The following is a 25,014-nucleotide window of genomic DNA, read 5'->3' as shown; positions in this document are numbered from 1 at the left end:
ACCGTGAGTGCACGTACCCCGCTGATGGCGGGCAACTGGAAGATGAACCTCAACCACCTCGAGGCCATCGCCCACGTCCAGAAGCTCGCCTTCGCCCTCGCGGACAAGGACTTCGAGTCCGTCGAGGTCGCCGTACTGCCGCCGTTCACCGACCTGCGCTCGGTGCAGACGCTCGTCGACGGCGACAAGCTCAAGATCAAGTACGGCGCCCAGGACATCTCGGCGCACGACTCCGGCGCGTACACCGGCGAGATCTCCGGCCCCATGCTCGCCAAGCTCAACTGCTCCTACGTGGCGATCGGCCACTCCGAGCGCCGCCAGTACCACGGCGAGACCGACGAGCTCTGCAACGCCAAGGTCAAGGCCGCCTTCAAGCACGGCGTGACCCCGATCCTCTGCGTCGGCGAGGGCCTGGACGTCCGCAAGGCCGGCAACCAGGTCGCCTACACCCTGGCCCAGCTCGACGGCGCCCTGAAGGACGTCCCGGCCGAGCAGGCCGGGACCATCGTCATCGCCTACGAGCCGGTGTGGGCCATCGGCACCGGCGAGGTCGCCACCCCCGAGGACGCCCAGGAGGTCTGCGGGGCGATCCGCGGCCGCCTGGCCGAGCTCTACGGCCAGGAGGTGGCCGACAAGATCCGCATCCAGTACGGCGGCTCGGTCAAGTCCGGCAACGTCGCCGCGATCATGGCGCAGCCGGACGTGGACGGCGCGCTGGTCGGCGGTGCTGCGCTGGACGCGGAGGAGTTCGTCAAGATCGTCCGCTTCCGCGACCAGTAGTCCCACCGGTAGCGCTGTGCCGACGGGCGCCGCCCGTCGTACCCTGTCGGGGCCGGGACCGGCGGTTTCCGCCGGGGCCGGCCCCGCATCCGTTCGTCAACAGTCCGAGAGAGTTGGTCCACCAGTGGTCATGGCGTTCTCGATCGCCCTCATCGTCTTCAGCCTGCTGATGATGATGCTGGTGCTCATGCACAAGGGGAAGGGCGGCGGCCTGTCCGACATGTTCGGCGGCGGCATGCAGTCGTCCGTCGGCGGGTCCTCGGTCGCCGAGCGCAACCTCGACCGGATCACCATCGTGGTGGGCCTGCTGTGGTTCGCCTGCATCGTCGTGCTCGGCGTGCTGATGAAGCTCGACAGCTGACGCTCCGTCGTACCCGCGGCCTATGATGGAACCCGCGCCGCGCGGCCGGCCGTGTAACTCCTGCCGCTGGACGCGCGTTGGGCCTTCCGTAGACTGGGGCGCTCGCAGCGGAGCGGACTGTCACGCTCCGCCGCACCATCACGCAGGGAGTTACGACCGTGGCAAGTGGCAACGCGATCCGGGGAAGCCGGGTCGGGGCGGGGCCGATGGGGGAAGCGGAGCGGGGCGAGTCGGCCCCGCGCCTGCGCATCTCCTTCTGGTGCTCCAACGGGCACGAGACGCAGCCGAGCTTCGCCAGTGACGCGCAGGTCCCGGACACCTGGGACTGCCCGCGCTGCGGCTTCCCGGCCGGCCAGGACCGGGACAACCCGCCGGACCCCCCGCGCACCGAGCCCTACAAGACGCACCTCGCGTACGTCAGGGAGCGGCGCAGCGACGCGGACGGCGAGGCGATCCTCGCCGAGGCACTCGCCAAGCTCCGCGGGGAGATCTGACGAACCGCCAGCACTGACCGGCCCGGCCGGAAGGACCGTTCCTTCCGGCCGGGCCGGTGGTGTTCCCGGGGCCGTGCCCCGGAATCTGCGGCGGCTCCATTAGGTTGGGAGAGGCGAGAGAGCTACGAGAAGAAATGGACTGATGTCCGAAATGAACGCTGAGGGCCGCACCGGGCTCGACCGCATGCCCGAGTGGAACGCACTGACCAAGCACCGGGACGAGCTGGGGGAGGTGCAGCTGCGCCGGCTGTTCGCGGAGGACCCCCGGCGGGCCGAGAAGTACGCGCTGACCGTCGGCGACCTGTACGTCGACTACTCCAAGCACCTCGTCACCGACGAGACCCTGCGGCTGCTGCGCGACCTCGCGGCGGCGGCCGGGGTGGCGGAGCTGCGGGACGCGATGTTCCGCGGCGAGAAGATCAACACGACCGAGGGCCGGGCCGTCCTGCACACCGCCCTGCGCGCCCCCGCCTCCGCCGTGATCGAGGTGGACGGGGAGAACGTCGTCCCCGCCGTGCACGCCGTGCTGGCCAAGATGCGGGACTTCGCGGACCGGGTCCGGTCGGGGGCCTGGACGGGCCACACCGGCAAGCGCATCCGCAACGTCGTCAACGTCGGCATCGGCGGCTCGGACCTCGGTCCGGCGATGGCCCACGAGGCGCTGCGCGCCTGGACCGACCGCGACCTGACGGTCCGTTTCGTCTCCAACGTGGACGGCGCGGACCTGCACGAGGCCGTGCGGGACCTCGACCCGGCCGAGACGCTCTTCATCATCGCGTCCAAGACCTTCACCACCATCGAGACCATCACCAACGCGACGTCCGCGCGGGGCTGGCTGCTGGACGGGCTGGGCGCGGGCGCCGGGAACGAGGCCGTCGCCAAGCACTTCGTCGCGCTCTCCACCAACGCGGAGAAGGTCGCCGAGTTCGGCATCGACACGGCCAACATGTTCGAGTTCTGGGACTGGGTCGGCGGCCGCTACTCGTACGACTCGGCCATCGGGCTCTCCCTGATGATCGCCATCGGGCCGGACCGCTTCCAGGAGATGCTCGACGGCTTCCGCCTCGTCGACGAGCACTTCCGCACCGCGCCGCCCGAGAAGAACGTGCCGCTGCTGATGGGTCTGCTCGGCATCTGGTACGGCAACTTCCACGACGCGCAGTCGCACGCCGTGCTGCCCTACAGCCACTACCTCTCCAAGTTCACCGCCTACCTCCAGCAGCTGGACATGGAGTCCAACGGCAAGTCCGTCGACCGCGCCGGGCGGCCCGTCAACTGGCAGACGGGGCCGGTGGTGTGGGGCACGCCGGGCACCAACGGGCAGCACGCGTACTACCAGTTGATCCACCAGGGGACGAAGCTGATCCCCGCCGACCTGATCGGCTTCGCGCGCCCCGTGGACGACCTGGAGCCGCGGCTCGTCGCCCAGCACGACCTGCTGATGGCCAACCTGTTCGCGCAGGGGCAGGCGCTGGCCTTCGGCAAGACGCCGGAGGAGGTCGCGGCGGAGGGCGTCGCGCCCGAGCTCGTCCCCCACAAGACCTTCCGGGGCAACCGGCCCACGACGACGATCCTCGCGGACGCGCTGACGCCTTCCGTGCTGGGGCAGTTGATCGCGCTTTACGAGCACAAGGTGTTCGTGCAGGGGGCGATCTGGAACATCGACTCCTTCGACCAGTGGGGGGTCGAGCTGGGGAAGGTGCTGGCGAAGCGGGTGGAGCCGGCGTTGACGGAGGGGGCTTCCGTCGAGGGGCTCGACCCCTCGACCTCGGCGCTCGTCGCCCGCTACCGGGCGGTGCGGGGCCGCTGACGCGGCGGAAGGGGCCCCGGTCCCTCCCCCAGAGGAGGTACCCCCTCTGGGGGAGGGACCGGGGCCCCTCTCCGTTACGGCGACGCCGGCGGGTACAGGTCCCGCGGGAGCTGGGCGGCCGCGGGCTGGTCCAGGAGCCACAGCGTGCGCGTACGCCCGTACGCCCCCGCCGCCGGCGCCTGGATCTCGCCCGCGCCGCTCAGCGCGAGCGCCACGGCGGACGCCTTGTCCTCGCCCGCCGCCAGCAGCCAGACCTCGCGGGCCGCCCGGATCGCGGGCAGGGTCAGGGAGATCCGGGTCGGCGGCGGCTTGGGCGCGCCGTGGACGCCGATGACCGTGCGCTCGGTCTCGCGGACGCCGGGGAGCTCCGGGAAGAGCGAGGCGACGTGCGTGTCCGGGCCGACGCCCAGGAGGAGGACGTCGAAGGACGGGACCGCGCCGTGGTCCTCGGGCCGCGCCGCGGCGGCCAGTTCGGCCGCGTACGCGGCGGCCGCCTCGTCGGCGTCCTCGTAGGTGCCGTCCGCCGCGGGCATGGGGTGGACCCGCGCGGGGTCGAGCCCGACCGCGTCGAGGAGGGCCTCGCGGGCCTGCGTGACGTTGCGCTCGGGGTGCCCGTCGGGCAGGAAGCGCTCGTCGCCCCACCACAGGTCCAGCCGGGACCAGTCGACCGCGTCGCGGGCGGGCGAGGCGGCGAGGGCCGCGAGCAGCCCGTTGCCGTTGCGCCCGCCCGTGAGGACGACGGAGGCCGAGCCGCGGGCCGCCTGGGCGTCCACGATCCGGGTGATGAGCCGGGCCGCCGCGGCCCGGGCCATCAGCTCCTTGTCGCGGTGGACGACGATCCGCGGGGCGGTGCTCACTTCGCCGCCTTCTTCGGAGCGGAGCCCTTCTTCGCGGGGCCCGGGGCCGGCTTGGCCCCGTCGGGGGCCGGGGCCCCGGCGGGCGCCTGCTCCGGGGCGGAGGTGCCCGCCAGGCGGTGCACGCCGTACTTGAGCGTGGCCGCGTAGACCGTGTCGGGGTCGAGCCGGCGCAGTTCCTCCGCGAGCAGCTCGGACGTCTCGCGGCGCTTGAGCGCGACCGCGCGGTCCGGGTGGCCCTTCATGGAGAGGCGGGCGAGCGAGCCGTCGGTGCGGTCCAGGGTGATGACGCCGTCCTCGGTCTCCAGGCGGACGGCCGTGAGGCCGGGGCCGTCGGAGACGGTGCGGCGGGCCGGCACCCCGAGGCGGTCGGCGAGCCACATGGCCAGCAGTTCGCCGCTGGGGTTGCAGTCCTCGCCCTCCACCTCGGCCGCGGTGACCTTGACGTCCGGCTGCTGGTCCAGGGCGGCCGCGAGCATCGAGCGCCAGGGGGTGATGCGGGTCCAGGCGAGGTCCGTGTCGCCGGGCGCGTAGTTGGCGGCGCGGGTGGTGAGCTCGGAGACCGGCTCGTCGGCCGCGTAGGTGTCGGTGACGCGGCGCTGGGCGAGGGCGCCGAGCGGGTCCTTGACCGGGTCGAGCGGGGAGGCGACCGGCCACCAGACGACCACGGGGGCGTCCGGGAGCAGCAGCGGCAGCACCACCGACTGGGCGTGGTCTATCACGTCGCCGTACAGCCGCAGCACGACCGTCTCGCCGGTGCCGGCGGAGGTGCCGACCCGGACCTCGGCGTCGAGCCGGGCCTGCGAGCGGTTGCGCGGGGAGCGGCTGACCCGCTTGATGACGACGAGCTTGCGCGACGGGTGCTCGCGGGAGGCCTCGTTGGCCGCCTTGAGCGAGTCGTAGGCGTGCTCCTCGTCGGTGACGATGACCAGGGTGAGCACCATGCCGATGGCGGGGGTGCCGATGGCGCGGCGTCCCTCGACCAGGGCATTGTTGATCTTGCTGGCCGTGGTGTCCGTCAGGTCGATCTTCATGGCCGACGCCAGCTCCGTCCGTCTCGTGCGAGCATCTCGTCCGCCTCGACCGGCCCCCAGGTGCCGGCCGGGTACTGCGCGGGCTTGCCGTGCTTGTCCCAGTACTCCTCGATCGGGTCGAGGATCTGCCAGGAGAGCTCGACCTCCTTCAGGCGCGGGAAGAGGTTGGCGTCGCCGAGCAGCACGTCGAGGATGAGCCGCTCGTACGCCTCGGGGCTGGACTCGGTGAAGGATTCGCCGTAGGCGAAGTCCATAGAGACGTCCCGGACCTCCATCTGCGTGCCCGGCACCTTGGAGCCGAACCGCAGCGTGACGCCCTCGTCCGGCTGCACCCGGATGACCAGGGCGTTCTGCCCCAGTTCCTCGGTGGCGGTGTCGTCGAAGGGCGAGTGGGGGGCGCGCTGGAAGACGACCGCGATCTCGGTGACGCGGCGGCCGAGCCGCTTGCCGGTGCGCAGGTAGAAGGGGACGCCCGCCCAGCGGCGGTTGTCGATCTCCAGCTTGATCGCGGCGTAGGTGTCGGTCTTGGAGCGGGGGTCGATGCCCTCCTCCTCCAGGTAGCCGAGCACCTTCTCGCCGCCCTGCCAGCCGGCCGCGTACTGGCCGCGGACGGTCTCCTTGCCGAGGTCCTTGGGGAGCCGGACGGCGCCCAGCACCTTGGTCTTCTCGGCGACCAGCGCGTCCGCGTCGAAGGAGGCGGGCTCCTCCATGGCGGTCAGCGCCAGCAGCTGGAGCAGGTGGTTCTGGATGACGTCCCGCGCGGCGCCGATGCCGTCGTAGTAGCCTGCCCGGCCGCCGATGCCGATGTCCTCGGCCATGGTGATCTGCACGTGGTCGACGTACGACCGGTTCCAGATCGGCTCGAAGAGGGTGTTGGCGAAGCGCAGCGCCAGGATGTTCTGGACCGTCTCCTTGCCCAGATAGTGGTCGATCCGGAAGACCGCCTCGGTGGGGAAGACGTCGTGGACGATCCGGTTGAGCTCCTGGGCGCTCTTCAGGTCGTGGCCGAAGGGCTTCTCGATGACCGCGCGGCGCCAGGAGTTCTCCGTCTGCTCGGCCAGGCCGTGCTTCTTGAGCTGCTGGACGACGGTGGGGAAGAACTTCGGCGGGACGGACAGGTAGAAGGCGAAGTTGCCGCCCGTGCCCTGGGCCTTGTCGAGCTCGTGGATGGTCTCCTTGAGCGTCTCGAACGCGGCGTCGTCGTCGAAGTCGCCCTGGACGAACCGGCAGCCGTTGACGAGCTGCTGCCAGACCTCCTCGCGGAAGGGCGTGCGCGCGTGCTCCTTGACGGCGTCGTGCACGACCTGCGCGAAGTCCTCGTCCGCCCACTGGCGGCGGGCGAAGCCGATGAGGGAGAAGCCCGGCGGCAGCAGACCCCGGTTGGCGAGGTCGTAGACGGCAGGCATCAGCTTTTTCCGTGACAAATCGCCCGTGACGCCAAAGATGACCAGGCCCGACGGCCCCGCGATGCGCGGGAGCCGTCGGTCCTGAGCGTCACGCAGCGGGTTGCTGCTGCTCAATTCACGCCTCCGGTGCGAGGCGCTTGAGCTCCGCCTCGGTGGACTTCAGCAGGTCGTTCCAGGACGCCTCGAACTTCTCGACGCCCTCGTCCTCCAGGAGCTGCACGACGTCGTCGTACGAGATCCCCAGCTTGGCGACCGCGTCGAGCTCGGCCCTGGCCTGCTCGTAGGTGCCGCGGACGGTGTCACCGGTGATCTGCCCGTGGTCGGCGGCGGCCTCCAGGGTGGCCTCCGGCATGGTGTTCACCGTGTTCGGGGCGACCAGGTCGTCCACGTACAGGGTGTCCTTGTACGCCGGGTCCTTGACGCCGGTCGACGCCCACAGCGGACGCTGCTTGTTGGCGCCGGCCTTCTCCAGGGCCAGCCAGCGGTCGGAGGAGAAGACCTCCTCGTAGGCCTGGTAGGCCAGGCGGGCGTTGGCGAGGGCGGCCTTGCCGCGCAGCGCCTTGGCCTCGTCGGTGCCCAGGGCGTCCAGGCGCTTGTCGATCTCGGTGTCCACGCGGGACACGAAGAAGGACGCCACCGAGTGGATGAGCGACAGGTCCAGGCCGGCCGCCTTGGCCTTCTCCAGACCGGTCAGGTAGGCGTCCATGACCGCGCGGTAGCGCTCGAGCGAGAAGATCAGCGTGACGTTGACGCTGATGCCCAGGCCGATGGTCTCGGCGATGGCCGGCAGGCCCGCCCTGGTGGCCGGGATCTTGATCAGGGTGTTGGGCCGGTCCACCAGCCAGGCCAGCTGCTTGGCCTCGGCGACGGTGGCCGCCGTGTTGTGGGCCAGGCGCGGGTCGACCTCGATGGAGACCCGGCCGTCCTGGCCGTCGGTCCGGTCGAAGACCGGGCGCAGGATGTCGGCGGCGTCGCGGACGTCCGCCGTGGTGATCATGCGGATGGCCTCCTCGACGGTCACCTTGCGGGCCGCGAGGTCGGCGAGCTGCTGCTCGTAGCCGTCACCGCTGGAGATCGCCTTCTGGAAGATCGACGGGTTGGTGGTCACACCGACCACGTGGCTGTCGTCGATCAGCTCGGCGAGGTTGCCGGAGGTGATGCGCTTGCGCGACAGGTCGTCCAGCCAGATCGCGACGCCTTCCTCGGAGAGGCGCTTGAGTGCGTCGGTCATGGGTTCTACATCTCCTACTGGAAAGTTACGGGTGCTTCGCGCTCAGCGTCGGCCGGCGTCGGCCAGGGACTCGCGGGCGGCCTCGACGACGGCGTCGGTCGTCAGGCCGAACTCCTGGAACAGGACCTTGTAGTCGGCGGAGGCGCCGAAGTGCTCCAGGGAGACGACGCGGCCGGCCTCGCCGACGTAGCGGTGCCAGGTCAGGGCGATGCCCGCCTCGACGGCCACGCGGGCCTTGACGTCCGGCAGCAGGACGCCGTCGCGGTACGCCTGGTCCTGCTCCTCGAACCACTCCACCGACGGCATCGAGACCACGCGGGTGGGGATGCCCTCGGCCTGGAGCCGCTCGCGCGCCTCGACGGCGAGCTGGACCTCGGAGCCGGTGCCGATCAGGATCACCTGGGCGCGGCCGCCCTCGGCCTCGAACAGGACGTAACCGCCCTTGGCGGCACCCTCGTTGGCCTCGTACGTCGGGACGTTCTGGCGGGTGAGGGCCAGACCGTGCGGCGCGGGCTTGGTGGAGTGGCGCTTGACGATCTCGCGCCAGGCGATGGCGGTCTCGTTGGCGTCGGCCGGGCGGACCATGTTCAGGCCCGGGATGGCGCGCAGCGCGGCCATGTGCTCGACCGGCTGGTGGGTCGGGCCGTCCTCGCCGAGGCCGATGGAGTCGTGCGTCCACACGTAGGTGACCGGCAGCTTCATCAGCGCGGCCAGGCGGACGGCCGGGCGCATGTAGTCGGAGAACACCAGGAAGGTGCCGCCGTAGACACGGGTGTTGCCGTGGAGCGCGATGCCGTTCATCGTCGAGCCCATGGCGTGCTCACGGATACCGAAGTGCACCGTGCGGCCGTAGGGGTCGGCCTCCGGGAGGGGGTTGCCCTCGGGGAGGAAGGACGACGACGGGTCGATCGTGGTGTTGTTCGAGCCGGCGAGGTCGGCGGAGCCGCCCCACAGCTCGGGGATCACGCCGCCCAGCGCCTTGAGGACCTCGCCGGAGGCCTTGCGGGTGGCGACGGCCTTGCCGGCCGGGAAGACCGGGAGGGCCTTCTCCCAGCCGTCGGGCAGCTCGCCGGCCATGATCCGGTCGAAGTCGGCCGCCCGCTCCGGGTTGGCCTCGCGCCACTTCTGGATCCGCTTGTCCCAGGTCGCGTGGGCCTCGCGGCCGCGGTCGACGACCTTGCGGACGTGCTCGAAGACCTTCTCCTCGACCTGGAAGTGCTGCTCGGGGTCGAAGCCGAGCACCTCCTTGGTCGCGGCCACCTCGGCCTCGCCGAGCGCCGAGCCGTGCGACGCCTCGGTGTTCTGGGCGTTCGGGGCGGGCCAGGCGATGATCGTCCGGGCGGCGATGATCGACGGACGCTCGGTCTCCGCCTGCGCCGCCTTCAGGGCCGCGTAGAGGGCCTGGACGTCGAAGTCGCCGTTGGGCGCCTGCTCGATGCGCTGCACGTGCCAGCCGTAGGCCTCGTAGCGCTTGAGGACGTCCTCGGAGAACGCGGTCTCGGTGTCGCCCTCGATCGAGATGTGGTTGTCGTCGTACAGCGCGACGATGTTGCCCAGCTTCTGGTGGCCGGCCAGCGAGGACGCCTCGGCGGAGATGCCCTCCTCCAGGTCGCCGTCGGAGACGATCGCCCAGATGGTGTGGTCGAAGGGGGACTCGCCCTTCGGGGCCTCCGGGTCGAACAGGCCGCGCTCGTAGCGGGCGGCCATCGCCATGCCCACCGCGTTGGCGATGCCCTGGCCCAGCGGGCCGGTCGTGGTCTCGACGCCGCGGGTGTGGCCGTGCTCCGGGTGGCCCGGGGTCTTGCTGCCCCAGGTGCGGAACGCCTTGAGGTCCGAGAGCTCCAGGCCGTAACCGGCCATGAAGAGCTGCACGTAGAGCGTGAGGCTGGTGTGACCGGGCGAGAGGACGAACCGGTCGCGGCCGATCCAGTCCGCGTCGCTGGGGTCGTGCCGCATCAGCTTCTGGAAGAGCAGGTAAGCGGCGGGCGCCAGGCTCATGGCCGTTCCGGGATGGCCGTTGCCGACCTTCTGCACGGAATCCATGGCCAGGACTCGGGCGGTGTCGACCGCCCTCTGGTCCAGTTCGGTCCACTCGAGCTCTGAGGTGGTCGGCTTGTTGCTCACCCTAGTTCAGGGCTCCTCTCCACATTGTCTGGCCGGGGGCGGTATGTTCCGCCACGACGCGGCGGTGTCGAGCCTACCCTTGCGCGAACGCGCGTCTTTTCGACGTGCAGTCGGTTGCGGGGCGGCCCATTTGAGCGGTTACCCGCTCTTCGCCGAGCGGTCGCCCGCTCTTCGCCGTGGCAACCGGCATGCGGCCGGAAAGATTCCCCTTTGGCAGGTAGTGGCCATATGTCCAGCGTGGGGTGCGACGCCGGAGCCCGCCTCCCGAGCGGCGCCGCCGGTGGGTGCGGGGCGGTCCGGGGGGTGGCCCCGGGGTCGTCCAACACGACCCACCCCGGCGGAGGCCGTGCCAGGCCCTGCGTCTAGAGTGGCTTGGTACGCGCAAGTCTTCCCCGGTCGCACGAGGGCCGGATGTGCTTGCTGGCCTTATCTCTGTCAGGGGTGTGCGTGACGGCCGTCGAATCCCGTCCTGCGGGGCTCATCGCCGCCGAGAGTCCCGAACACCGGCCGTTCGGGGCCCGTGTCAAGGCTTTCGTGGCGCTGACGAAGCCGCGCGTCATCGAGCTTCTGCTGATGACGACGGTTCCGGTGATGTTCCTCGCCGCGCAGGGCGTCCCGGACATGTGGCTCGTGCTGGCGACCTGCGTCGGCGGATACCTCTCCGCCGGTGGCGCGGGCGCGTTCAACATGTACTACGACCGCGACATCGACGCCATGATGGACCGGACCTCCCAGCGTCCGCTCGTCACCGGCATGGTCTCGCCGCGCGAGTGCCTGGTCTTCGCCGCGACGCTCACCGTCGGCTCGACCGTCTGGTTCTGGTTCCTGGTCAACCCCCTGTCGGCGATGCTCTCGCTCGGGGCCTCCCTCTTCTACACCGTCGTCTACACGATGATCCTCAAGCGCCGTACCGCGCAGAACATCGTGTGGGGCGGCATCGCCGGCTGCCTGCCGGTCATCATCGGCTGGTCCGCCGTGAAGAACGAGGTCTCCTGGGCCTCGCTCATCCTCTTCCTCGTCATCTTCTTCTGGACGCCGCCGCACTACTGGCCGCTGTCGATGAAGGTCAAGGACGACTACGAGCGCGTCGGCGTGCCGATGCTGCCGGTCGTCGCGGGCAACAAGGCCGTCGCCCGGCAGATCGTCCTCTACAGCTGGGTCATGGTCGGCGTCTCGCTGCTGCTGACGCCGCTGGGCTACACCGGCTGGTTCTACACGGTCGTGGCCGTGGCCTGCGGCGGTCTCTGGCTGAAGGAGGCGCACGCGCTCCAGGCGCGGGCCAAGGCCGGGATCACCGGGGCGAAGCTCAAGGAGATGCGGCTGTTCCACTGGTCGATCACGTATGTGTCGCTGCTGTTCACGGCGGTCGCGATCGATCCCTTCCTGCGGTAGGTCCCGCGCGCGGGTCCTGGTCGTCCGAACGGGCGGCGCGGGTGGTCAAGGCCACCCGCGCCGCCCGTCGCCTTATGTACTACCCGTCGGTAGCATCCTGCCCATGGCAGACGCAGACACCCAGCAGGAGGCCCGGCCGGACGCGCGTGCGCAGCGCGAGGCGGCCCGGCTGGCCAGGCAGATCGGCGTGTTCGCCCGCGACCACGGGGGCGGGGCGGAGGTGCAGCTCGCCCACATAGGGCGTGGGCGCACCCGGATCGCGCTCGTCGGCACGGACGGGGAGTGGGGCAACGTCGTGGCCCGCTCGTACGCGGCGGCCGAGCGGGCGCTCGAACTCGCGGTCGCGGCGGGGGCGGGCGTCGAGGCCCGGGAGGAGTTCGACGGGGAGATGGCGGCGAAGGTGCGCACCGGGCCGTATGAGTGGGGGCGGATGGCGGGGTTGCAGCTGGGTGGGCGACGGAATCCGACGGCGGCGGCCTGAGGGCCGTTGAGTTTGCCCCGGACCCTCTCCCAGAGGGGGCAGGTCCGGGGCAAAGACTCCCTACCGGCCCGCGGTCGCCAGTGGCGAGGTTGTGTCGGTGGCCGTCTGCGCCGGAAGGGCCACCAGTTCCCCCCGGTCCCGGAGGGACAGGACAACGCGCAGCACCGCGATCCACACGAGGCACGACCCCAGCATGTGCACGCCCACGATCACCTCGGGCGAATCCGTGAAGTACTGCACGTACCCGACGACACCCTGAAGCATCAGGACCACGAACAGCTCCACCACCCGCCGCCGCGGCCCCGCCGGCGCCTTCAGGGCCCGCAGGACGAACCACAGGGCGACCGTCAGGCCGAGCACGACGAAGACGAAGTCGACGTGCAGCTGCGTGACTTCGCGGTAGCTGAGCGGGATCCGGTGGACGTCCTTCTTCGCGTCGCCCGCGTGCTTGCCGGAGCCGGTGACGACCGTGCCCGCCACGATCAGCAGGGCCGCCGCCACGGCCAGCACCCAGCCGAGCTGGCGCACCGGCCGGGGCACGAGGTCGCGCGGCTCGTCGTCGCCCTCGGAGGCCCGCAGCCACATGATCACGGCGACGGTCAGCAGCGAGGTCGCCGCGAGGAAGTGCGCGGCGACGATGTACGGGTTGAGGCCCGTGAGCACGGTGATGCCGCCGATGATGCCGTTGCCGGCGACGATCCAGAACTGGGCCCAGCCCAGCCGCGTCAGGTCGCGCCGGCGGGGCGACCGCGCCCGCGCGGCGATGATCGCGACGCCGACGACCGCGCACAGCACGTACGTCAGCATGCGGTTGGTGAACTCGATGACGCCGTTGATGCCCATCGCGGGCGTCGGCGTCAGGCTGTCCTCGGTACAGGTCGGCCACGTCGGGCACCCCAGTCCGGACTGGGTGAGGCGGACGGCGCCGCCCGTCACCACGATGACCACGCCCATGACGACACAGGCGAACGCGGCCCGCCGGACGACCTGCGCGGAGGGCTGCCAGCGGTCGGCCACGAGCTGGAGGGGGTTCATCGATTTCGGCACCCCGTCATCGTAAGCACCCGCTTGTGCATGGATTCACGAGGGGTCGCCGAACCGCCCGGGCCGTCACCCCCGGCGCGGCCCGCTCCCCGCTACTCCCAGCGGAAGAAGCGGCCCGCCGCGCCCAGCCCCAGCGCCGCCCACACGGCGAGGATCCCGAGGTCGCCCCAGGGCACCCCGGCGCCGTCCCGCAGGACGTCCCGCAGGCCGTCGGAGAGCGCCGAGACGGGCAGCAGTTCCAGCACCGAGCGGGCCGCGTCCGGGAACTTGTCCAGCGGGACGATGACGCCGCCGCCGACCAGGAGCAGCAGGAAGACCAGGTTGGCGGCGGCCAGGGTGGCCTCCGCCCTGAGCGTGCCGGCCATCAGCAGGCCGAGCCCGGAGAACGCCGCCGTGCCCAGCACGAGCAGCAGGGCCACGGTGAGGGGGTTGCCGTGCGGCGACCAGCCGAGCGCGAGGGCGATCGCGGTGAGCAGGACGATCTGGAGGATCTCGGTGACCAGCACCGAGCAGGTCTTCGCCGTCATCAGCGCCCAGCGCGGCAGCGGGGACGCGCCCAGCCGCTTGAGCACCCCGTAGCGGCGCTCGAAGCCGGTCGCGATGGCCTGGCCGGTGAAGGCGGTGGACATGACGGCCAGGGCCAGGACGCCGGGGGCGAGGAAGTCGACGGCCTTGCCGGAGCCGCCCGTCCCGTCGGCGGGCACGGTGACGATGTCCACGGTGCTGAAGAGGACCAGCAGCAGCGTGGGGATGACGACGGTCAGCAGGAGCTGTTCGCCGTTGCGCAGCAGCATCCGGGTCTCCAGCGCGGCCTGCGCCCGGATCATCCGGGGGAGCGGCGCGGCGCCGGGCTTCGGGACGAAGGTCCCGGTCGAGGTGGTCATGCGCGCAACTCCTTGCCGGTGGGCTCCAGGCTGTGTTGTCCCGGGGGGCGACCCCCGGACCCCCGGCCCGTCGTGGTGTCCTGCGTCATGCCCGCAACTCCTTGCCGGTGGGCTCCAGGCTGTGTTGTCCCGGGGGGCGACCCCCGGACCCCCGGCCCGTCGTGGTGTCCTGCGTCATGCCCGCAACTCCTTGCCGGTGGGCTCCAGGCTGTGTTGTCCCGGGGGGCGACCCCCGGACCCCCGGCCCGTCGTGGTGTCCTGCGTCATGCCCGCAACTCCTTGCCGGTGAGCTCCAGAAAGACGTCCTCCAGCGTGTGCCGCTCCACGGCTATCCGGTCCGGCATCACGCCGTGCTGCGCGCACCAGGTGGTGACGGTCGCCAGCAGCTGGGGGCCGATCGCGCCGCTGACCCGGTAGCTGCCGGGGGTCACCTCGATGGCCGCCGTGTCCGCGGGCAGGGCCTTGAGGAGGGAGGCGATGTCCAGGCCGGCGCGGCCGGTGAAGCGGAGGGTGTTCTCGGCGCCGCCCTTGCACAGCTCCTCGGGGCTGCCCTGGGCCATGACCCGGCCGGCGTCGACGATGGCGACGTCGTCCGCCAGCTCCTCCGCCTCGTCCATGTGGTGGGTGGTGAGCACGACGGTGACGCCGTCCGCGCGCAGCTCGCGGACCAGGTCCCAGGTGGCGCGGCGGGCCTGCGGGTCGAGGCCGGCCGTGGGCTCGTCGAGGAAGACGAGCTCGGGGCGGCCGACGACGGCCATGGCCAGCGAGAGCCGCTGCTGCTGGCCGCCGGAGAGCCGGCGGTAGGCGGTGCGGCCGCAACCGCCCAGCCCCAGGCGCTCGATGAGGGCGTCCACGTCGAGCGGGTGGGCGTGCAGGGCGGCGACGTGCCGCAGCATCTCCTCGGCGCGGGCTCCGGCGTATATGCCGCCGTTCTGCAGCATGACGCCGACGCGCGGGCGCAGGGCGGCGGCGTCGGCGACGGGGTCGAGCCCGAGCACCCGGACCGTGCCCGCGTCCGGGCGGCGGTAGCCCTCGCAGGTCTCGATGGTGGTGGTCTTGCCGGCCCCGTTGGGGCCGAGGACGGCGGTGAGGGAGCCGGCCGCCACGGTGAGGTCGAGCCCGTCCACGGCGGTCTTGTTCCCGTACCGCTTGACGAGGCCGCGGACCTCGACCGCCGGCCGGCGTCCGGGGGTCCCGGGGTCCCCCGGGATGGCGCTGCGCATGCCGCGCAGTCTACGAAGCCGGTCGCTCCGGCCATGCCACAGGGCCGGGAAAGCCCCTGGAAAACCGTGCTGGTTAGGTGACCCTAAGTGATTGAAACCACCCCGGACGGCCCGGCCGAGGCTTGTCCGGGCTCAGCAAATTACGCAACAATGGTGTTGTGAAATACGCGGGCGAGGCTCCGGAGGGGCCCGCGGCCGGGCAGGCCGCCGGGCCGCACGGGCGCGTACCCGCGGGCACCCGCGTCCCCCCGGCCCGGGAGGACCAGCGCGTCCAGGACGAGCAGCGCGGCACCCGGGCCCGCGTGGTGAGGTCCATCCTCGACCACGGCCCGTCCACCGCCGCCGAGCTGGCCCTGCGCCTGGAGCTGACCCAGGCCGCCGTCCGCCGCCACCTCGACACCCTGGTCGCCGAGGGCCTCGTGGAGCCCCGCGAGAAGCGGGTCTACGGCGCCCGTACGCGCGGCCGCCCCGCCAAGGTCTTCGCCCTGACGGACTGCGGCCGGGACGCCTTCGACCAGGCCTACGACAAGCTCGCGAGCGACGCCCTGCGCTGGATCGCCCAGGCCGCCGGCGGCGGGGAGATGGGGGAGGCCGCGGTCGCGGCCTTCGCCCGCGCCCGCATGGCCGCCCAGGCCGAGGCGTACCGCGCGGCCCTGGAGGCCGCCGCCCCCGAGGACCGGGCCCGGGTGCTGGCCAGGGCATTGACCGAGGACGGGTACGCTGCTACGGCGCGCACAGCGCCGGTCGGCGAACAGCTCTGCCAGCACCACTGCCCGGTCGCCCACGTCGCCGAGCAGTTCCCGCAGCTGTGCGAGGCGGAGACCGAGGTCTTCTCCCGCCTGCTCGGGACGCATGTGCAACGTCTTGCCACCATCGCCCACGGCGACGGGGTGTGCACGACGTTCATCCCCAGCAAGCCCCCTAAGACATCAGCATCCACCAGCACGGCCGGGAGGAACCCCGCATGACTCTCCCCACGGAGACTGCCCACCCTGAGCTCGAGGGCCTGGGCACGTACGAATACGGCTGGGCCGACTCCGACGAGGCCGGTGCCGCGGCGAAGCGCGGCCTCTCCGAGGAGGTCGTCCGCGACATCTCGGCCAAGAAGTCCGAGCCCGAGTGGATGCTCAAGCTCCGCCTCAAGGGACTGAAGCTCTTCGACAAGAAGCCCATGCCGACCTGGGGCTCGGACCTCTCGGGCATCGACTTCGACAACATCAAGTACTTCGTCCGCTCCACCGAGAAGCAGGCCGCCACCTGGGAGGACCTGCCCGAGGACATCAAGAACACCTACGACAAGCTGGGCATCCCCGAGGCCGAGAAGCAGCGCCTGGTCGCCGGCGTCGCCGCCCAGTACGAGTCGGAGGTCGTCTACCACCAGATCCGCGAGGACCTGGAGGCCCAGGGCGTCATCTTCCTGGACACCGACACCGCCCTGAAGGAGCACCCGGAGCTCTTCCAGGAGTACTTCGGCACCGTCATCCCCGCCGGTGACAACAAGTTCGCCGCGCTCAACACCGCGGTGTGGTCGGGCGGCTCCTTCATCTACGTCCCGCCGGGCGTCCACGTCGACATCCCGCTCCAGGCGTACTTCCGCATCAACACCGAGAACATGGGTCAGTTCGAGCGGACCCTGATCATCGTCGACGAGAACGCCTACGTGCACTACGTCGAGGGCTGCACCGCCCCGATCTACTCCTCGGACTCGCTGCACAGCGCCGTCGTGGAGATCATCGTCAAGAAGGGCGGCCGCTGCCGCTACACGACCATCCAGAACTGGTCGAACAACGTCTACAACCTGGTCACCAAGCGCGCCGTCGCCTACGAGGGCGCCACCATGGAGTGGATCGACGGCAACATCGGTTCCAAGGTGACCATGAAGTACCCGGCCGTCTACCTGATGGGCGAGCACGCCAAGGGCGAGACCCTGTCCATCGCCTTCTCCGGCCAGGGCCAGCACCAGGACGCCGGCGCCAAGATGGTCCACATGGCGCCCAACACCTCGTCCAACATCGTCTCCAAGTCGGTGGCGCGAGGCGGCGGCCGCACCTCCTACCGCGGTCTGATCGAGATCGGCGAGGGCGCCGCCGGGTCGAAGTCCAACGTGCTGTGCGACGCGCTGCTGGTCGACACCGTCTCCCGCTCCGACACCTACCCCTACGTGGACGTCCGCGAGGACGACGTGTCCATGGGCCACGAGGCGACCGTCTCCAAGGTCAGCGACGACCAGCTCTTCTACCTGATGAGCCGCGGCCTCTCGGAGGACGAGGCCATGGCGATGATCGTGCGCGGCTTCGTCGAGCCGATCGCCCGCGAGCTGCCCATGGAGTACGCCCTGGAGCTCAACCGGCTGATCGAGCTGCAGATGGAAGGCGCCGTCGGCTGACCGGCCGCCGCCCGCAGACCGCAGCGAACCTTTGGACAGGAAGAGAAACCACGACAGCCATGGCTGACAACACTCCCGCCGGCAGCACCACCGACGGCGCCATCCAGGTGGGCGGGCCCCGGCAGCCCATCGACGCGCGGGTCAGCGCCCCGGCCTCGTACGACGTCGCCGACTTCCCCGTGCCGCACGGCCGTGAGGAGGAGTGGCGCTTCACCCCGCTGGAGCGCCTGCGCGGCCTGCACGACGGCTCCGCCGCCGAGAAGGCCGACGGCGCCGGCGTCAAGGTCGAGGTGACCGCCCCGGAGGGCGTCACCGTCGAGACCGTCGGACGGGACGACTCCCGGCTCGGCAAGGCCGGCAAGCCGGTGGACCGCGTCGCCGCCCAGGCGTTCAGCTCCTTCGAGAAGGCCACCGTTGTCTCGATCCCGAAGGACACCCGGCTCACCGAGCCCGTCCGCGTCGCGGTGCACGGCGAGGGCGGGGTCTCCTTCGCCCACGCGCTCGTCGAGATCGGCGCCTTCTCCGAGGCCGTCGTCGTCATCGACCACACCGGCGACGCCACCCTGGCCGCCAACATCGAGTACGTCCTCGGCGACGGCGCCAAGCTCACCGTCGTCTCCGTCCAGGACTGGGCCGACACCGCGGTGCACGCCGCCCAGCAGACCGCCCTGGTCGGCCGGGACGCGAGCTTCAAGTCCGTGATCGTCACCTTCGGCGGCGACCTCGTCCGCCTCCACCCGCGCGTCGTCTACGGCGGCCCGGGCGGCGAGGCCGAGCTGTTCGGCCTCTACTTCACCGACAACGGCCAGCACCAGGAGCACCGCCTCTTCGTCGACCACGACACGCCGCACTGCCGCAGCAACGTGGTCTTCAAGGGCGCGCTCCAGGGCAAGGACGCCCACGCCGTCTGGATCGGCGACGTCCTCATCCGCGCCGCCGCCGAGGGCACCGACACCTACGAGCTCAACCGCAACCTCGTCCTCACCGACGGCGCCCGCGTCGACTCGGTCCCCAACCTGGAGATCGAGACCGGTGAGATCGTCGGCGCCGGCCACGCCTCCGCGACCGGCCGCTTCGACGACGAGCAGCTCTTCTACCTGATGGCCCGCGGCATCCCCGCCGACGAGGCCCGCCGCCTGGTGGTCCGCGGCTTCTTCGCCGAGCTCGTCCAGCAGATCGGCATCCCGGACGTGGAGGAGCGCCTCATCGACAAGATCGAGGCCGAGCTGAAGGCGTCCGTGGCATGACCTACGTACGCGTGGCCGCGCTCGGCGAGCTCGAGGAGGACACCCCCAAGCGGGTGGAGATCGAGGGCACCCCCGTCTCGATCGTCCGCACCGGGGGCGAGGTCTTCGCCATCCACGACATCTGCTCGCACGCGAACGTCTCGCTCTCCGAGGGCGAGGTGGAGGACTGCGCCATCGAGTGCTGGCTGCACGGCTCCACGTTCGACCTGCGCACCGGAAAGCCGTCGGGGCTCCCCGCCACCCGACCGGTCCCCGTTTACCCCGTCAAGATCGAAGGAGACGGCCCGGACGCGTCCGTGCTCGTCTCCATCACCCAGGAGTCCTGAGTTCCCCATGGCAACGCTTGAGATCCACGACCTGCACGTCTCCGTCGAGGCCGACAACGGCTCCCGGGAGATCCTGCGCGGCGTCGACCTGACCGTGAAGCAGGGCGAGACCCACGCCATCATGGGCCCCAACGGCTCCGGCAAGTCCACCCTGGCCTACTCCCTGGCCGGCCACCCCAAGTACACGATCACCGGCGGTACCGTCACCCTCGACGGCGAGGACGTCCTGGAGATGTCCGTCGACGAGCGCGCCCGCGCCGGCGTCTTCCTCGCCATGCAGTACCCCGTCGAGGTCCCCGGCGTCTCGGTCTCCAACTTCCTGCGCACCTCCGCCACCGCCATCCGCGGCGAGGCCCCCAAGCTGCGCACCTGGGTCAAGGAGGTCAAGGAGTCCATGGAGCGGCTCCACATGGACCCCTCCTTCGCCGAGCGCAACGTCAACGAGGGCTTCTCCGGCGGTGAGAAGAAGCGCCACGAGATCCTCCAGCTGGAGCTCCTCAAGCCGAAGATCGCCATCCTCGACGAGACCGACTCCGGCCTGGACGTCGACGCCCTGCGCATCGTCTCCGAGGGCGTCAACCGAGTCCGCGAGACCGGGGAGGTGGGCACCCTGCTCATCACGCACTACACCCGCATCCTGCGCTACATCAAGCCCGACTTCGTGCACGTCTTCGCCAACGGCCGCATCGCCGAGTCCGGTGGCGCCGAGCTCGCCGACAAGCTGGAGGAAGAGGGCTACGAGGCGTACGTGACGAAGGGAGGCGTCACCGCGTGACCCATATCCCGGGGTTGCTGGACACCGAGGCAATCCGCAAGGACTTCCCGATCCTCGACCGCGTCGTGCACGACGGGAAGAAGCTCGTCTACCTGGACAACGCGGCGACCTCCCAGAAGCCGCGCCAGGTCCTCGACGTGCTCGCCGAGTACTACGAGCGGCACAACGCCAACGTCCACCGCGGCGTCCACGTCCTCGCCGAGGAGGCGACGGCGCTGTACGAGGGCGCCCGCGACAAGATCGCGGCGTTCGTCAACGCGCCCAGCCGCGACGAGGTGATATTCACCAAGAACGCCTCGGAGTCGCTCAACCTCGTGGCGAACATGCTCGGTCTCGCGGACGAGCCCTACCGGGTCGACCACGACACCGAGATCGTCATCACGGAGATGGAGCACCACTCCAACATCGTTCCGTGGCAGCTGCTCGCGCAGCGCACCGGCGCGAAGCTGAAGTGGTTCGGCCTGACCGACGACGGCCGGCTCGACCTCTCGAACATCGAGGAGATCATCACCGAGAAGACCAAGGTCGTCTCGTTCGTGCTGGTCTCCAACATCCTGGGCACGGTCAACCCGGTCGAGGCGATCGTCCGGCGTGCCCAGGAGGTCGGCGCCCTGGTCGTCATCGACGCCTCGCAGGCCGCGCCGCACATGCCGCTGGACGTCCAGTCGCTCCAGGCCGACTTCGTGGCCTTCACCGGCCACAAGATGTGCGGCCCGGACGGCATCGGCGTCCTGTGGGGCCGCCAGGAGCTCCTGGAGGACCTGCCGCCGTTCCTCGGCGGCGGCGAGATGATCGAGACCGTCTCGATGCACTCCTCCACCTACGCCCCGGCGCCGCACAAGTTCGAGGCGGGCACGCCCCCGATCGCCCAGGCCGTCGGCCTCGGCGCCGCGGTGGACTACCTCACCTCGATCGGCATGGAGAAGATCGCCCGGCACGAGCACGCGATCACCCAGTACGCGATCCAGCGGCTCCAGGAGGTCCCCGGCCTCAAGCTGATCGGCCCCACCACGGCCGAGGACCGCGGCGCCGCGATCTCCTTCACGCTCGGCGACATCCACCCGCACGACGTGGGCCAGGTCCTCGACGAGCAGGGCATCGCCGTCCGCGTGGGCCACCACTGCGCGCGTCCGGTCTGCCTGCGGTACGGAATTCCGGCGACCACCCGGGCGTCGTTCTACCTGTACTCCACCCCCGGCGAGGTCGACGCGCTGGTCGAGGGCCTGGAGCACGTACGGAACTTCTTCGGCTGATGGGCAGCGGACTGTGAAGCTTGATTCGATGTACCAGGACGTCATCCTGGACCACTACAAGCACCCGCACGGGCGGGGCTTGCGTCCCGGCGACGCCGAGGTGCACCACGTCAACCCGACGTGCGGCGACGAGATCACCCTGCGGGTCCGGCTCTCCGGCGAGACGATCGAGGACGTCTCGTACGAGGGCCAGGGCTGCTCCATCAGCCAGGCCAGCGCCTCGGTGCTGAACGAGCTGCTGGTCGGCAAGGAGCTCGGCGACGCGCGGCGGATCCAGGAGACCTTCCTGGAGCTGATGCAGTCCAAGGGCCGGATCGAGCCGGACGACGCGATGGAGGAGGTGCTGGAGGACGCGGTCGCGTTCGCCGGCGTCTCCAAGTACCCCGCGCGGGTGAAGTGCGCCCTCCTCAGCTGGATGGCGTGGAAGGACGCGACCGCCCAGGCCCTGGGCGAGAGCACCGACGAGACGGCAAGGAAGTCGGCATGAGCGACGAAGTGACCACCACCAAGCCGGCCACCGAGGAGGAGGTCCGCGAGGCCCTCTACGACGTGGTCGACCCCGAGCTGGGCATCGACGTCGTCAACCTCGGCCTGATCTACGGCATCCACATCGACGACGCCAACATCGCCACCCTCGACATGACCCTGACGTCCGCGGCCTGCCCGCTGACCGACGTCATCGAGGACCAGGCGAAGTCCGCCACGGAGGGCATCGTCAACGAGCTCCGGATCAACTGGGTCTGGATGCCGCCGTGGGGCCCCGACAAGATCACCGACGAGGGCCGCGAGCAGCTCCGCGCGCTCGGCTTCAACGTCTGACCGCGCCCGCCTCCGGCAGCCCGTCGCCCGGCACCACCCGGGCGGCGGGCTGCTGTTGCGTCGCGCAGTGGATGCCGCCGCCGCCCTCGGCCAGGTCGTGGATCTCCACCGCCCGCACGGCGCGGCCCGGGTACAGGTCGCGCAGGAGCGACACCGCCCGCTCGTCGGCGCGGCGGTCGCCGAAGCGGGGCACCACCACGACCCCGTTCGCCACGTAGTAGTTGGCGTAGCAGCCGAGGAAGTCGGCGCCGCGCTCGCCGAGTTCGGCCGGGTCCGGCTCGGGCAGGTCGACGATCTCCAGGGTGCGGCCGCGGGCGTCGGACGCCGACTCCAGGACGGCGCGGGCCTGTTCGTACACCCGCGTCCACACGTCGTCCCGCGGCGCGCCGGGCGGCGGGGCGCTGAGGAGGACGGTGCCGGGGGCGGCGAAAGCGGGCGAGGGCGTCCACATGGCAGTCGGTGACGTCCTCACCGCGCACGCCCTTCAGCCAGACGACGGTGGTGACGCCGAGCAGCGCCTTCAGCTCGCGCTCGACGGCGTCGCGCGGACGCCCGGGGTTGCGGTTGTCGTTGACCAGCGAGCTCTCGGTGACGAGCAGGGTCCCCGCGCCGTCGGTCTCCAGTGAGCCGCCCTCGGCGGTGAGCCCCGCGTCGATCCGCGGCACGCCGACGGCGTCGAGCAGCCGCGCGGCGACGCGCCCGTCGCGGGGGTGTTCCTGCTTGCCGCCCCACCCGTTGAAGTGGAAGTCGATCCCCGCGACCGTCCCGTCGTCCTCCCGCGCGACGAACGTCGGCCCCGCGTCGCGCAGCCACAGGTCGTCCACGGGAATCGGCTCGACGCGCACGGCGCCCCCGCACGCCCTGTGCGCCTCGTCGGCGTCCTGCGGCGCGGCGAGGACGCTCACGGGCTCGTACTCGGCGATCAGCCGCGCGAGGGCGGCGACGTCACGCCGCACTGCGCTCGTGTACGGGCCCCAGACGGGGCCGTACGGGGGCCAGCCGAGGAACGTGCGGGCGTGGGGCTCGGACTCGGCCGGCATGCGGAACACGGGCGGCGCCTTTCGGAGGGGGCGGTGCGGTCGTGGGCGAGGACGCCTCTTCCCCGGCCGGGGTTGAGCGGCCGTCGCCCCTCACCGTTCGCCGGAGGACGAGAACTTCGCCAACTGGCCCTCGAACCAGTCCAGTCGGGCCTGGAGCAGGGCCGCCTCCGCCATGAGCTCCGGCAGGGTGCGGTCGGCGACCGCGCCGCTGCGGTCGGGCAGGACGCGGACGCCGTCGCCGGCCAGCCGCTCGAACTCCTCGAAGCCCACGGCCGCCCCGCCGAGCCCGCAGCCGCCGCAGTCGGCGGCGACCACCCGCCAGCCCGGCCGTCCCCAGCCGGCGTCGGCGAAGCGGACGGCGTCGCGGCCGCAGGCGCAGGAGCCGACGCGGACGGTGCGCACGCGCTGGCGGGCGTAGCGCATGCCGCGCTCGTAACGGATGTAGGCGCCGAGGACGCCGACCTCCAGGACGACGGCGCGGCGGTGTTGCCCGGCGCAGGTCAGGGCCAGGGCCTCGGTCAGCGAGTGCAGGCAGTGGAAGCCGCAGTCGCAGCGGCGGGCCGGCGGCCGGTGCCGCCGGCCGTAGACGCAGCGGGCATCGTCCAGGGCGCGGTAGGGCGCGCCGCCGCCGAGCGAGACCCCGGTGAAGCCGGCCCCGGTGCCGTCGCGGGACAGCACCGGGTAGGCGATCTTGTAGCCGGTGGGCGGCTCGGCGGGGCGCTCCTGGGGGAGCCGGAGCCTCATCGCCCGGCCGGGACGGCTTCTTCGGGGACCGGGACGGCGACGGCCTCCTCGGGGACCTCCTCCGTCCCCACGGCCTCGTCCGCCTCCTCCGCGAAGCCGACGGCCAGCGGTTTGCCCAGCTTCATGACGCCTCCATGGGTCGCTTCCCGTGGACCGAACGGCACCCATGGTGGCGCAGCACCTCGGGGACACGCCAGAGCGGCCGTACCGCGGTCTCCCGCCGTACGGCCGCTCGACGAACGGGCGTGTCCCGTGCGTCTGTTGGGGTCAGTTGTGGCTGTGCAGCGCCTCGTTGAGGCCGCCCCAGTTCGCCTTGTACGGGCGGGCCTCGACGGCGCCCGTGGTGGAGTTGCGGCGGAAGAGGATGTTGCTCGCGCCGGAGAGCTCCAGGGCCTTGACGATCTCGCCGTCGGGCATGGTCACGCGGGTGCCGGCCGTCACGTACAGGCCGGCCTCGACGACGCACTCGTCGCCGAGCGCGATGCCGATGCCGGACTCGGCGCCGAGCAGGCAGTTCTTCCCGACGGAGATGATCTGCTTGCCGCCGCCGGAGAGCGTGCCCATGGTGGACGCGCCGCCGCCGATGTCGCTGCCGTCGCCGACGACGACGCCCGCGCTGATGCGGCCCTCGACCATCGAGGTGCCCAGCGTGCCGGCGTTGAAGTTCACGAAGCCCTCGTGCATGACGGTCGTGCCCTTGCCGAGGTACGCCCCGAGGCGGACGCGGTCGGCGTCACCGATGCGGACGCCCGAGGGGGCCACGTAGTCGGTCATGCGCGGGAACTTGTCGATGCTGGTGACCGACAGGTGCAGGCCCTCGGCGCGGGCGTTCAGCCGCACCCGCTCGACCTGGTCGACGGCGACGGGGCCGAGCGAGGTCCAGGCGACGTTGGCGAGCAGGCCGAAGATGCCGTCCAGGTTCTGGCCGTGCGGCTTCACCAGGCGGTGCGAGAGCAGGTGCAGGCGCAGGTAGGCGTCGTGCGCGTCGAGCGGCTTGTCGTCGAGCGACGAGATGACCGTGCGGACGGCGACGACCTCCACGCCCCGGCGCGGGTCCGGGCCGACGGCCTTCCGGGCGCTCTCGCCCAGCAGCTCGGCGGCGGCGTCGGCGCCCAGCCGCTCGGTACCGGCCGGGCCTGGCCCGTCGGCCAGCCCGGGAGCCGGGAACCAGGTGTCGAGGACGGTCCCGTCGGCGGCGATCGTGGCGAGGCCGGCGGCGACGGCGCCGGGGGCGGTGCGGGGGGCTGCTGCTTCGGTCATGTGCGAAAACCTAACCGGAGGGGGTCGGGGAAGGCGAACCGGGCCC

26 protein-coding genes and 1 pseudogene are annotated in these 25,014 nt (G+C 71.4%); 14 read left to right on the top strand and 13 right to left on the bottom strand.

Annotated elements, in window-relative coordinates; translation table 11 throughout:
• Positions 1–3: 3 nt before the first annotated feature.
• The 4 genes from tpiA (at position 4) to pgi (ending at position 3,445) form a co-directional block, all read left to right on the top strand.
• Entirely contained in the window at positions 4–780 is a 777-nt protein-coding gene (tpiA, locus tag AC230_RS33240; protein ID WP_049715361.1) for a triose-phosphate isomerase, read from the top strand.
• A gap of 130 nt (positions 781–910) precedes the next feature.
• A complete protein-coding gene (gene secG / locus AC230_RS07955; protein ID WP_198535472.1) occupies positions 911–1,141 on the top strand; it encodes a preprotein translocase subunit SecG in 231 nt (76 codons plus the stop codon).
• A gap of 158 nt (positions 1,142–1,299) precedes the next feature.
• A complete protein-coding gene (locus AC230_RS07950) occupies positions 1,300–1,635 on the top strand; it encodes an RNA polymerase-binding protein RbpA (protein ID WP_003957010.1) in 336 nt (111 codons plus the stop codon).
• Between the two features lie 151 nt (positions 1,636–1,786).
• Complete coding sequence (pgi, locus tag AC230_RS07945) at positions 1,787–3,445, top strand: glucose-6-phosphate isomerase (protein WP_049715359.1); 1,659 nt, start codon at positions 1,787–1,789, stop codon at positions 3,443–3,445.
• A gap of 74 nt (positions 3,446–3,519) precedes the next feature.
• Here the strand turns inward: pgi and pgl are convergent, their stop codons facing one another.
• The 5 genes from pgl to tkt are packed head-to-tail and all read right to left on the bottom strand — an operon-like array spanning position 3,520 to position 10,094.
• Positions 3,520–4,302, bottom strand: coding sequence for a 6-phosphogluconolactonase (gene pgl, locus AC230_RS07940; RefSeq protein WP_078871069.1), 783 nt, complete (start codon positions 4,300–4,302; stop codon positions 3,520–3,522).
• A complete protein-coding gene (gene opcA / locus AC230_RS07935; protein ID WP_049715358.1) occupies positions 4,299–5,333 on the bottom strand; it encodes a glucose-6-phosphate dehydrogenase assembly protein OpcA in 1,035 nt (344 codons plus the stop codon). Before opcA ends, pgl begins: the two co-directional genes overlap by 4 nt.
• On the bottom strand, positions 5,330–6,853 hold the full coding sequence (gene zwf / locus AC230_RS07930) for a glucose-6-phosphate dehydrogenase (protein WP_049715357.1): 1,524 nt from the start codon (positions 6,851–6,853) through the stop codon (positions 5,330–5,332). Before zwf ends, opcA begins: the two co-directional genes overlap by 4 nt.
• A 1-nt stretch (position 6,854) precedes the next feature.
• Positions 6,855–7,970 (bottom strand): transaldolase, encoded by a 1,116-nt coding sequence (gene tal, locus AC230_RS07925; protein ID WP_049715356.1) that lies wholly within the window; start codon positions 7,968–7,970, stop codon positions 6,855–6,857.
• Positions 7,971–8,012: 42 nt separating this feature from the next.
• Positions 8,013–10,094, bottom strand: a complete 2,082-nt coding sequence (gene tkt, locus AC230_RS07920) for a transketolase (protein ID WP_049715355.1) — start codon at positions 10,092–10,094, stop codon at positions 8,013–8,015.
• A 447-nt stretch (positions 10,095–10,541) separates the two neighbouring features.
• Here tkt and AC230_RS07915 point away from each other — a divergent pair, with 447 nt between their 5' ends.
• Both AC230_RS07915 and AC230_RS07910 read left to right on the top strand, forming a co-directional pair.
• Complete coding sequence (locus tag AC230_RS07915) at positions 10,542–11,486, top strand: heme o synthase (RefSeq protein WP_107082090.1); 945 nt, start codon at positions 10,542–10,544, stop codon at positions 11,484–11,486.
• A 103-nt stretch (positions 11,487–11,589) separates the two neighbouring features.
• Positions 11,590–11,967 carry a hypothetical protein gene (locus tag AC230_RS07910; protein ID WP_049715354.1) on the top strand — a complete coding sequence of 126 codons (378 nt, stop codon included), beginning with the start codon at positions 11,590–11,592 and terminating at the stop codon, positions 11,965–11,967.
• Positions 11,968–12,027: 60 nt separating this feature from the next.
• Here the strand turns inward: AC230_RS07910 and AC230_RS07905 are convergent, their stop codons facing one another.
• The 3 genes from AC230_RS07905 to AC230_RS07895 all read right to left on the bottom strand — a co-directional run bounded on the left by AC230_RS07905 (position 12,028) and on the right by AC230_RS07895 (position 15,118).
• On the bottom strand, positions 12,028–13,014 hold the full coding sequence (locus tag AC230_RS07905) for a COX15/CtaA family protein (protein ID WP_049715353.1): 987 nt from the start codon (positions 13,012–13,014) through the stop codon (positions 12,028–12,030).
• Positions 13,015–13,103: 89 nt separating this feature from the next.
• The gene (locus AC230_RS07900) at positions 13,104–13,895 is read right to left on the bottom strand and encodes an ABC transporter permease (RefSeq protein WP_049715352.1); all 792 of its coding nucleotides are present in this window, start codon (positions 13,893–13,895) and stop codon (positions 13,104–13,106) included.
• A gap of 263 nt (positions 13,896–14,158) precedes the next feature.
• Positions 14,159–15,118 carry an ABC transporter ATP-binding protein gene (locus tag AC230_RS07895; protein WP_049715351.1) on the bottom strand — a complete coding sequence of 320 codons (960 nt, stop codon included), beginning with the start codon at positions 15,116–15,118 and terminating at the stop codon, positions 14,159–14,161.
• 158 nt (positions 15,119–15,276) lie between these two features.
• Between AC230_RS07895 and AC230_RS07890 the strand changes: the two genes are divergently transcribed.
• Genes AC230_RS07890 through AC230_RS07855 form a run of 8 tightly spaced genes read left to right on the top strand, consistent with a single transcriptional unit; the run spans position 15,277 to position 21,924 of the window.
• Positions 15,277–16,086, top strand: coding sequence for a helix-turn-helix transcriptional regulator (locus tag AC230_RS07890; protein WP_049715350.1), 810 nt, complete (start codon positions 15,277–15,279; stop codon positions 16,084–16,086).
• Positions 16,083–17,504, top strand: a complete 1,422-nt coding sequence (gene sufB / locus AC230_RS07885) for a Fe-S cluster assembly protein SufB (RefSeq protein WP_049715349.1) — start codon at positions 16,083–16,085, stop codon at positions 17,502–17,504. Before AC230_RS07890 ends, sufB begins: the two co-directional genes overlap by 4 nt.
• Before the next feature lie 59 nt (positions 17,505–17,563).
• Complete coding sequence (gene sufD / locus AC230_RS07880) at positions 17,564–18,751, top strand: Fe-S cluster assembly protein SufD (protein WP_049715348.1); 1,188 nt, start codon at positions 17,564–17,566, stop codon at positions 18,749–18,751.
• Positions 18,748–19,077 (top strand): non-heme iron oxygenase ferredoxin subunit, encoded by a 330-nt coding sequence (locus tag AC230_RS07875; RefSeq protein WP_049715347.1) that lies wholly within the window; start codon positions 18,748–18,750, stop codon positions 19,075–19,077. The genes sufD and AC230_RS07875 overlap by 4 nt, the downstream gene beginning before the upstream one ends.
• 7 nt (positions 19,078–19,084) lie before the next feature.
• A complete protein-coding gene (sufC, locus tag AC230_RS07870) occupies positions 19,085–19,852 on the top strand; it encodes a Fe-S cluster assembly ATPase SufC (RefSeq protein WP_049715346.1) in 768 nt (255 codons plus the stop codon).
• Positions 19,849–21,105, top strand: a complete 1,257-nt coding sequence (locus AC230_RS07865; RefSeq protein WP_049715345.1) for a cysteine desulfurase — start codon at positions 19,849–19,851, stop codon at positions 21,103–21,105. Before sufC ends, AC230_RS07865 begins: the two co-directional genes overlap by 4 nt.
• Positions 21,106–21,118: 13 nt before the next feature.
• The gene (sufU, locus tag AC230_RS07860; protein WP_049715344.1) at positions 21,119–21,592 is read left to right on the top strand and encodes a Fe-S cluster assembly sulfur transfer protein SufU; all 474 of its coding nucleotides are present in this window, start codon (positions 21,119–21,121) and stop codon (positions 21,590–21,592) included.
• Positions 21,589–21,924, top strand: a complete 336-nt coding sequence (locus AC230_RS07855) for a metal-sulfur cluster assembly factor (protein ID WP_049715343.1) — start codon at positions 21,589–21,591, stop codon at positions 21,922–21,924. The genes sufU and AC230_RS07855 overlap by 4 nt, the downstream gene beginning before the upstream one ends.
• On the opposite strand, the gene AC230_RS34270 is transcribed toward AC230_RS07855, so the two are convergent.
• The 5 genes and pseudogenes from AC230_RS34270 to dapD form a co-directional block, all read right to left on the bottom strand.
• On the bottom strand, positions 21,914–22,375 hold the full coding sequence (locus AC230_RS34270; protein ID WP_053161085.1) for an agmatine deiminase family protein: 462 nt from the start codon (positions 22,373–22,375) through the stop codon (positions 21,914–21,916). The genes AC230_RS07855 and AC230_RS34270 overlap by 11 nt on opposite strands.
• Before the next feature lie 43 nt (positions 22,376–22,418).
• Positions 22,419–22,964 (bottom strand): annotated as a pseudogene (locus AC230_RS34265) (agmatine deiminase family protein); the annotation flags it as partial.
• A gap of 90 nt (positions 22,965–23,054) precedes the next feature.
• The gene (locus tag AC230_RS07845; protein WP_049715342.1) at positions 23,055–23,708 is read right to left on the bottom strand and encodes a hypothetical protein; all 654 of its coding nucleotides are present in this window, start codon (positions 23,706–23,708) and stop codon (positions 23,055–23,057) included.
• Positions 23,705–23,833 carry a hypothetical protein gene (locus tag AC230_RS34260; protein WP_277816845.1) on the bottom strand — a complete coding sequence of 43 codons (129 nt, stop codon included), beginning with the start codon at positions 23,831–23,833 and terminating at the stop codon, positions 23,705–23,707. The genes AC230_RS07845 and AC230_RS34260 overlap by 4 nt, the downstream gene beginning before the upstream one ends.
• 142 nt (positions 23,834–23,975) lie before the next feature.
• Positions 23,976–24,968 carry a 2,3,4,5-tetrahydropyridine-2,6-dicarboxylate N-succinyltransferase gene (dapD, locus tag AC230_RS07840; protein WP_049715341.1) on the bottom strand — a complete coding sequence of 331 codons (993 nt, stop codon included), beginning with the start codon at positions 24,966–24,968 and terminating at the stop codon, positions 23,976–23,978.
• Positions 24,969–25,014 lie beyond the last annotated feature (46 nt).

The organism is Streptomyces caatingaensis (genome assembly GCF_001187435.1).
GTDB lineage: Bacteria > Actinomycetota > Actinomycetes > Streptomycetales > Streptomycetaceae > Streptomyces > Streptomyces caatingaensis.
The sequence above is the reverse complement of the archived record's forward strand: the minus strand, read 5'-3'. Positions and strand labels throughout refer to the sequence as shown.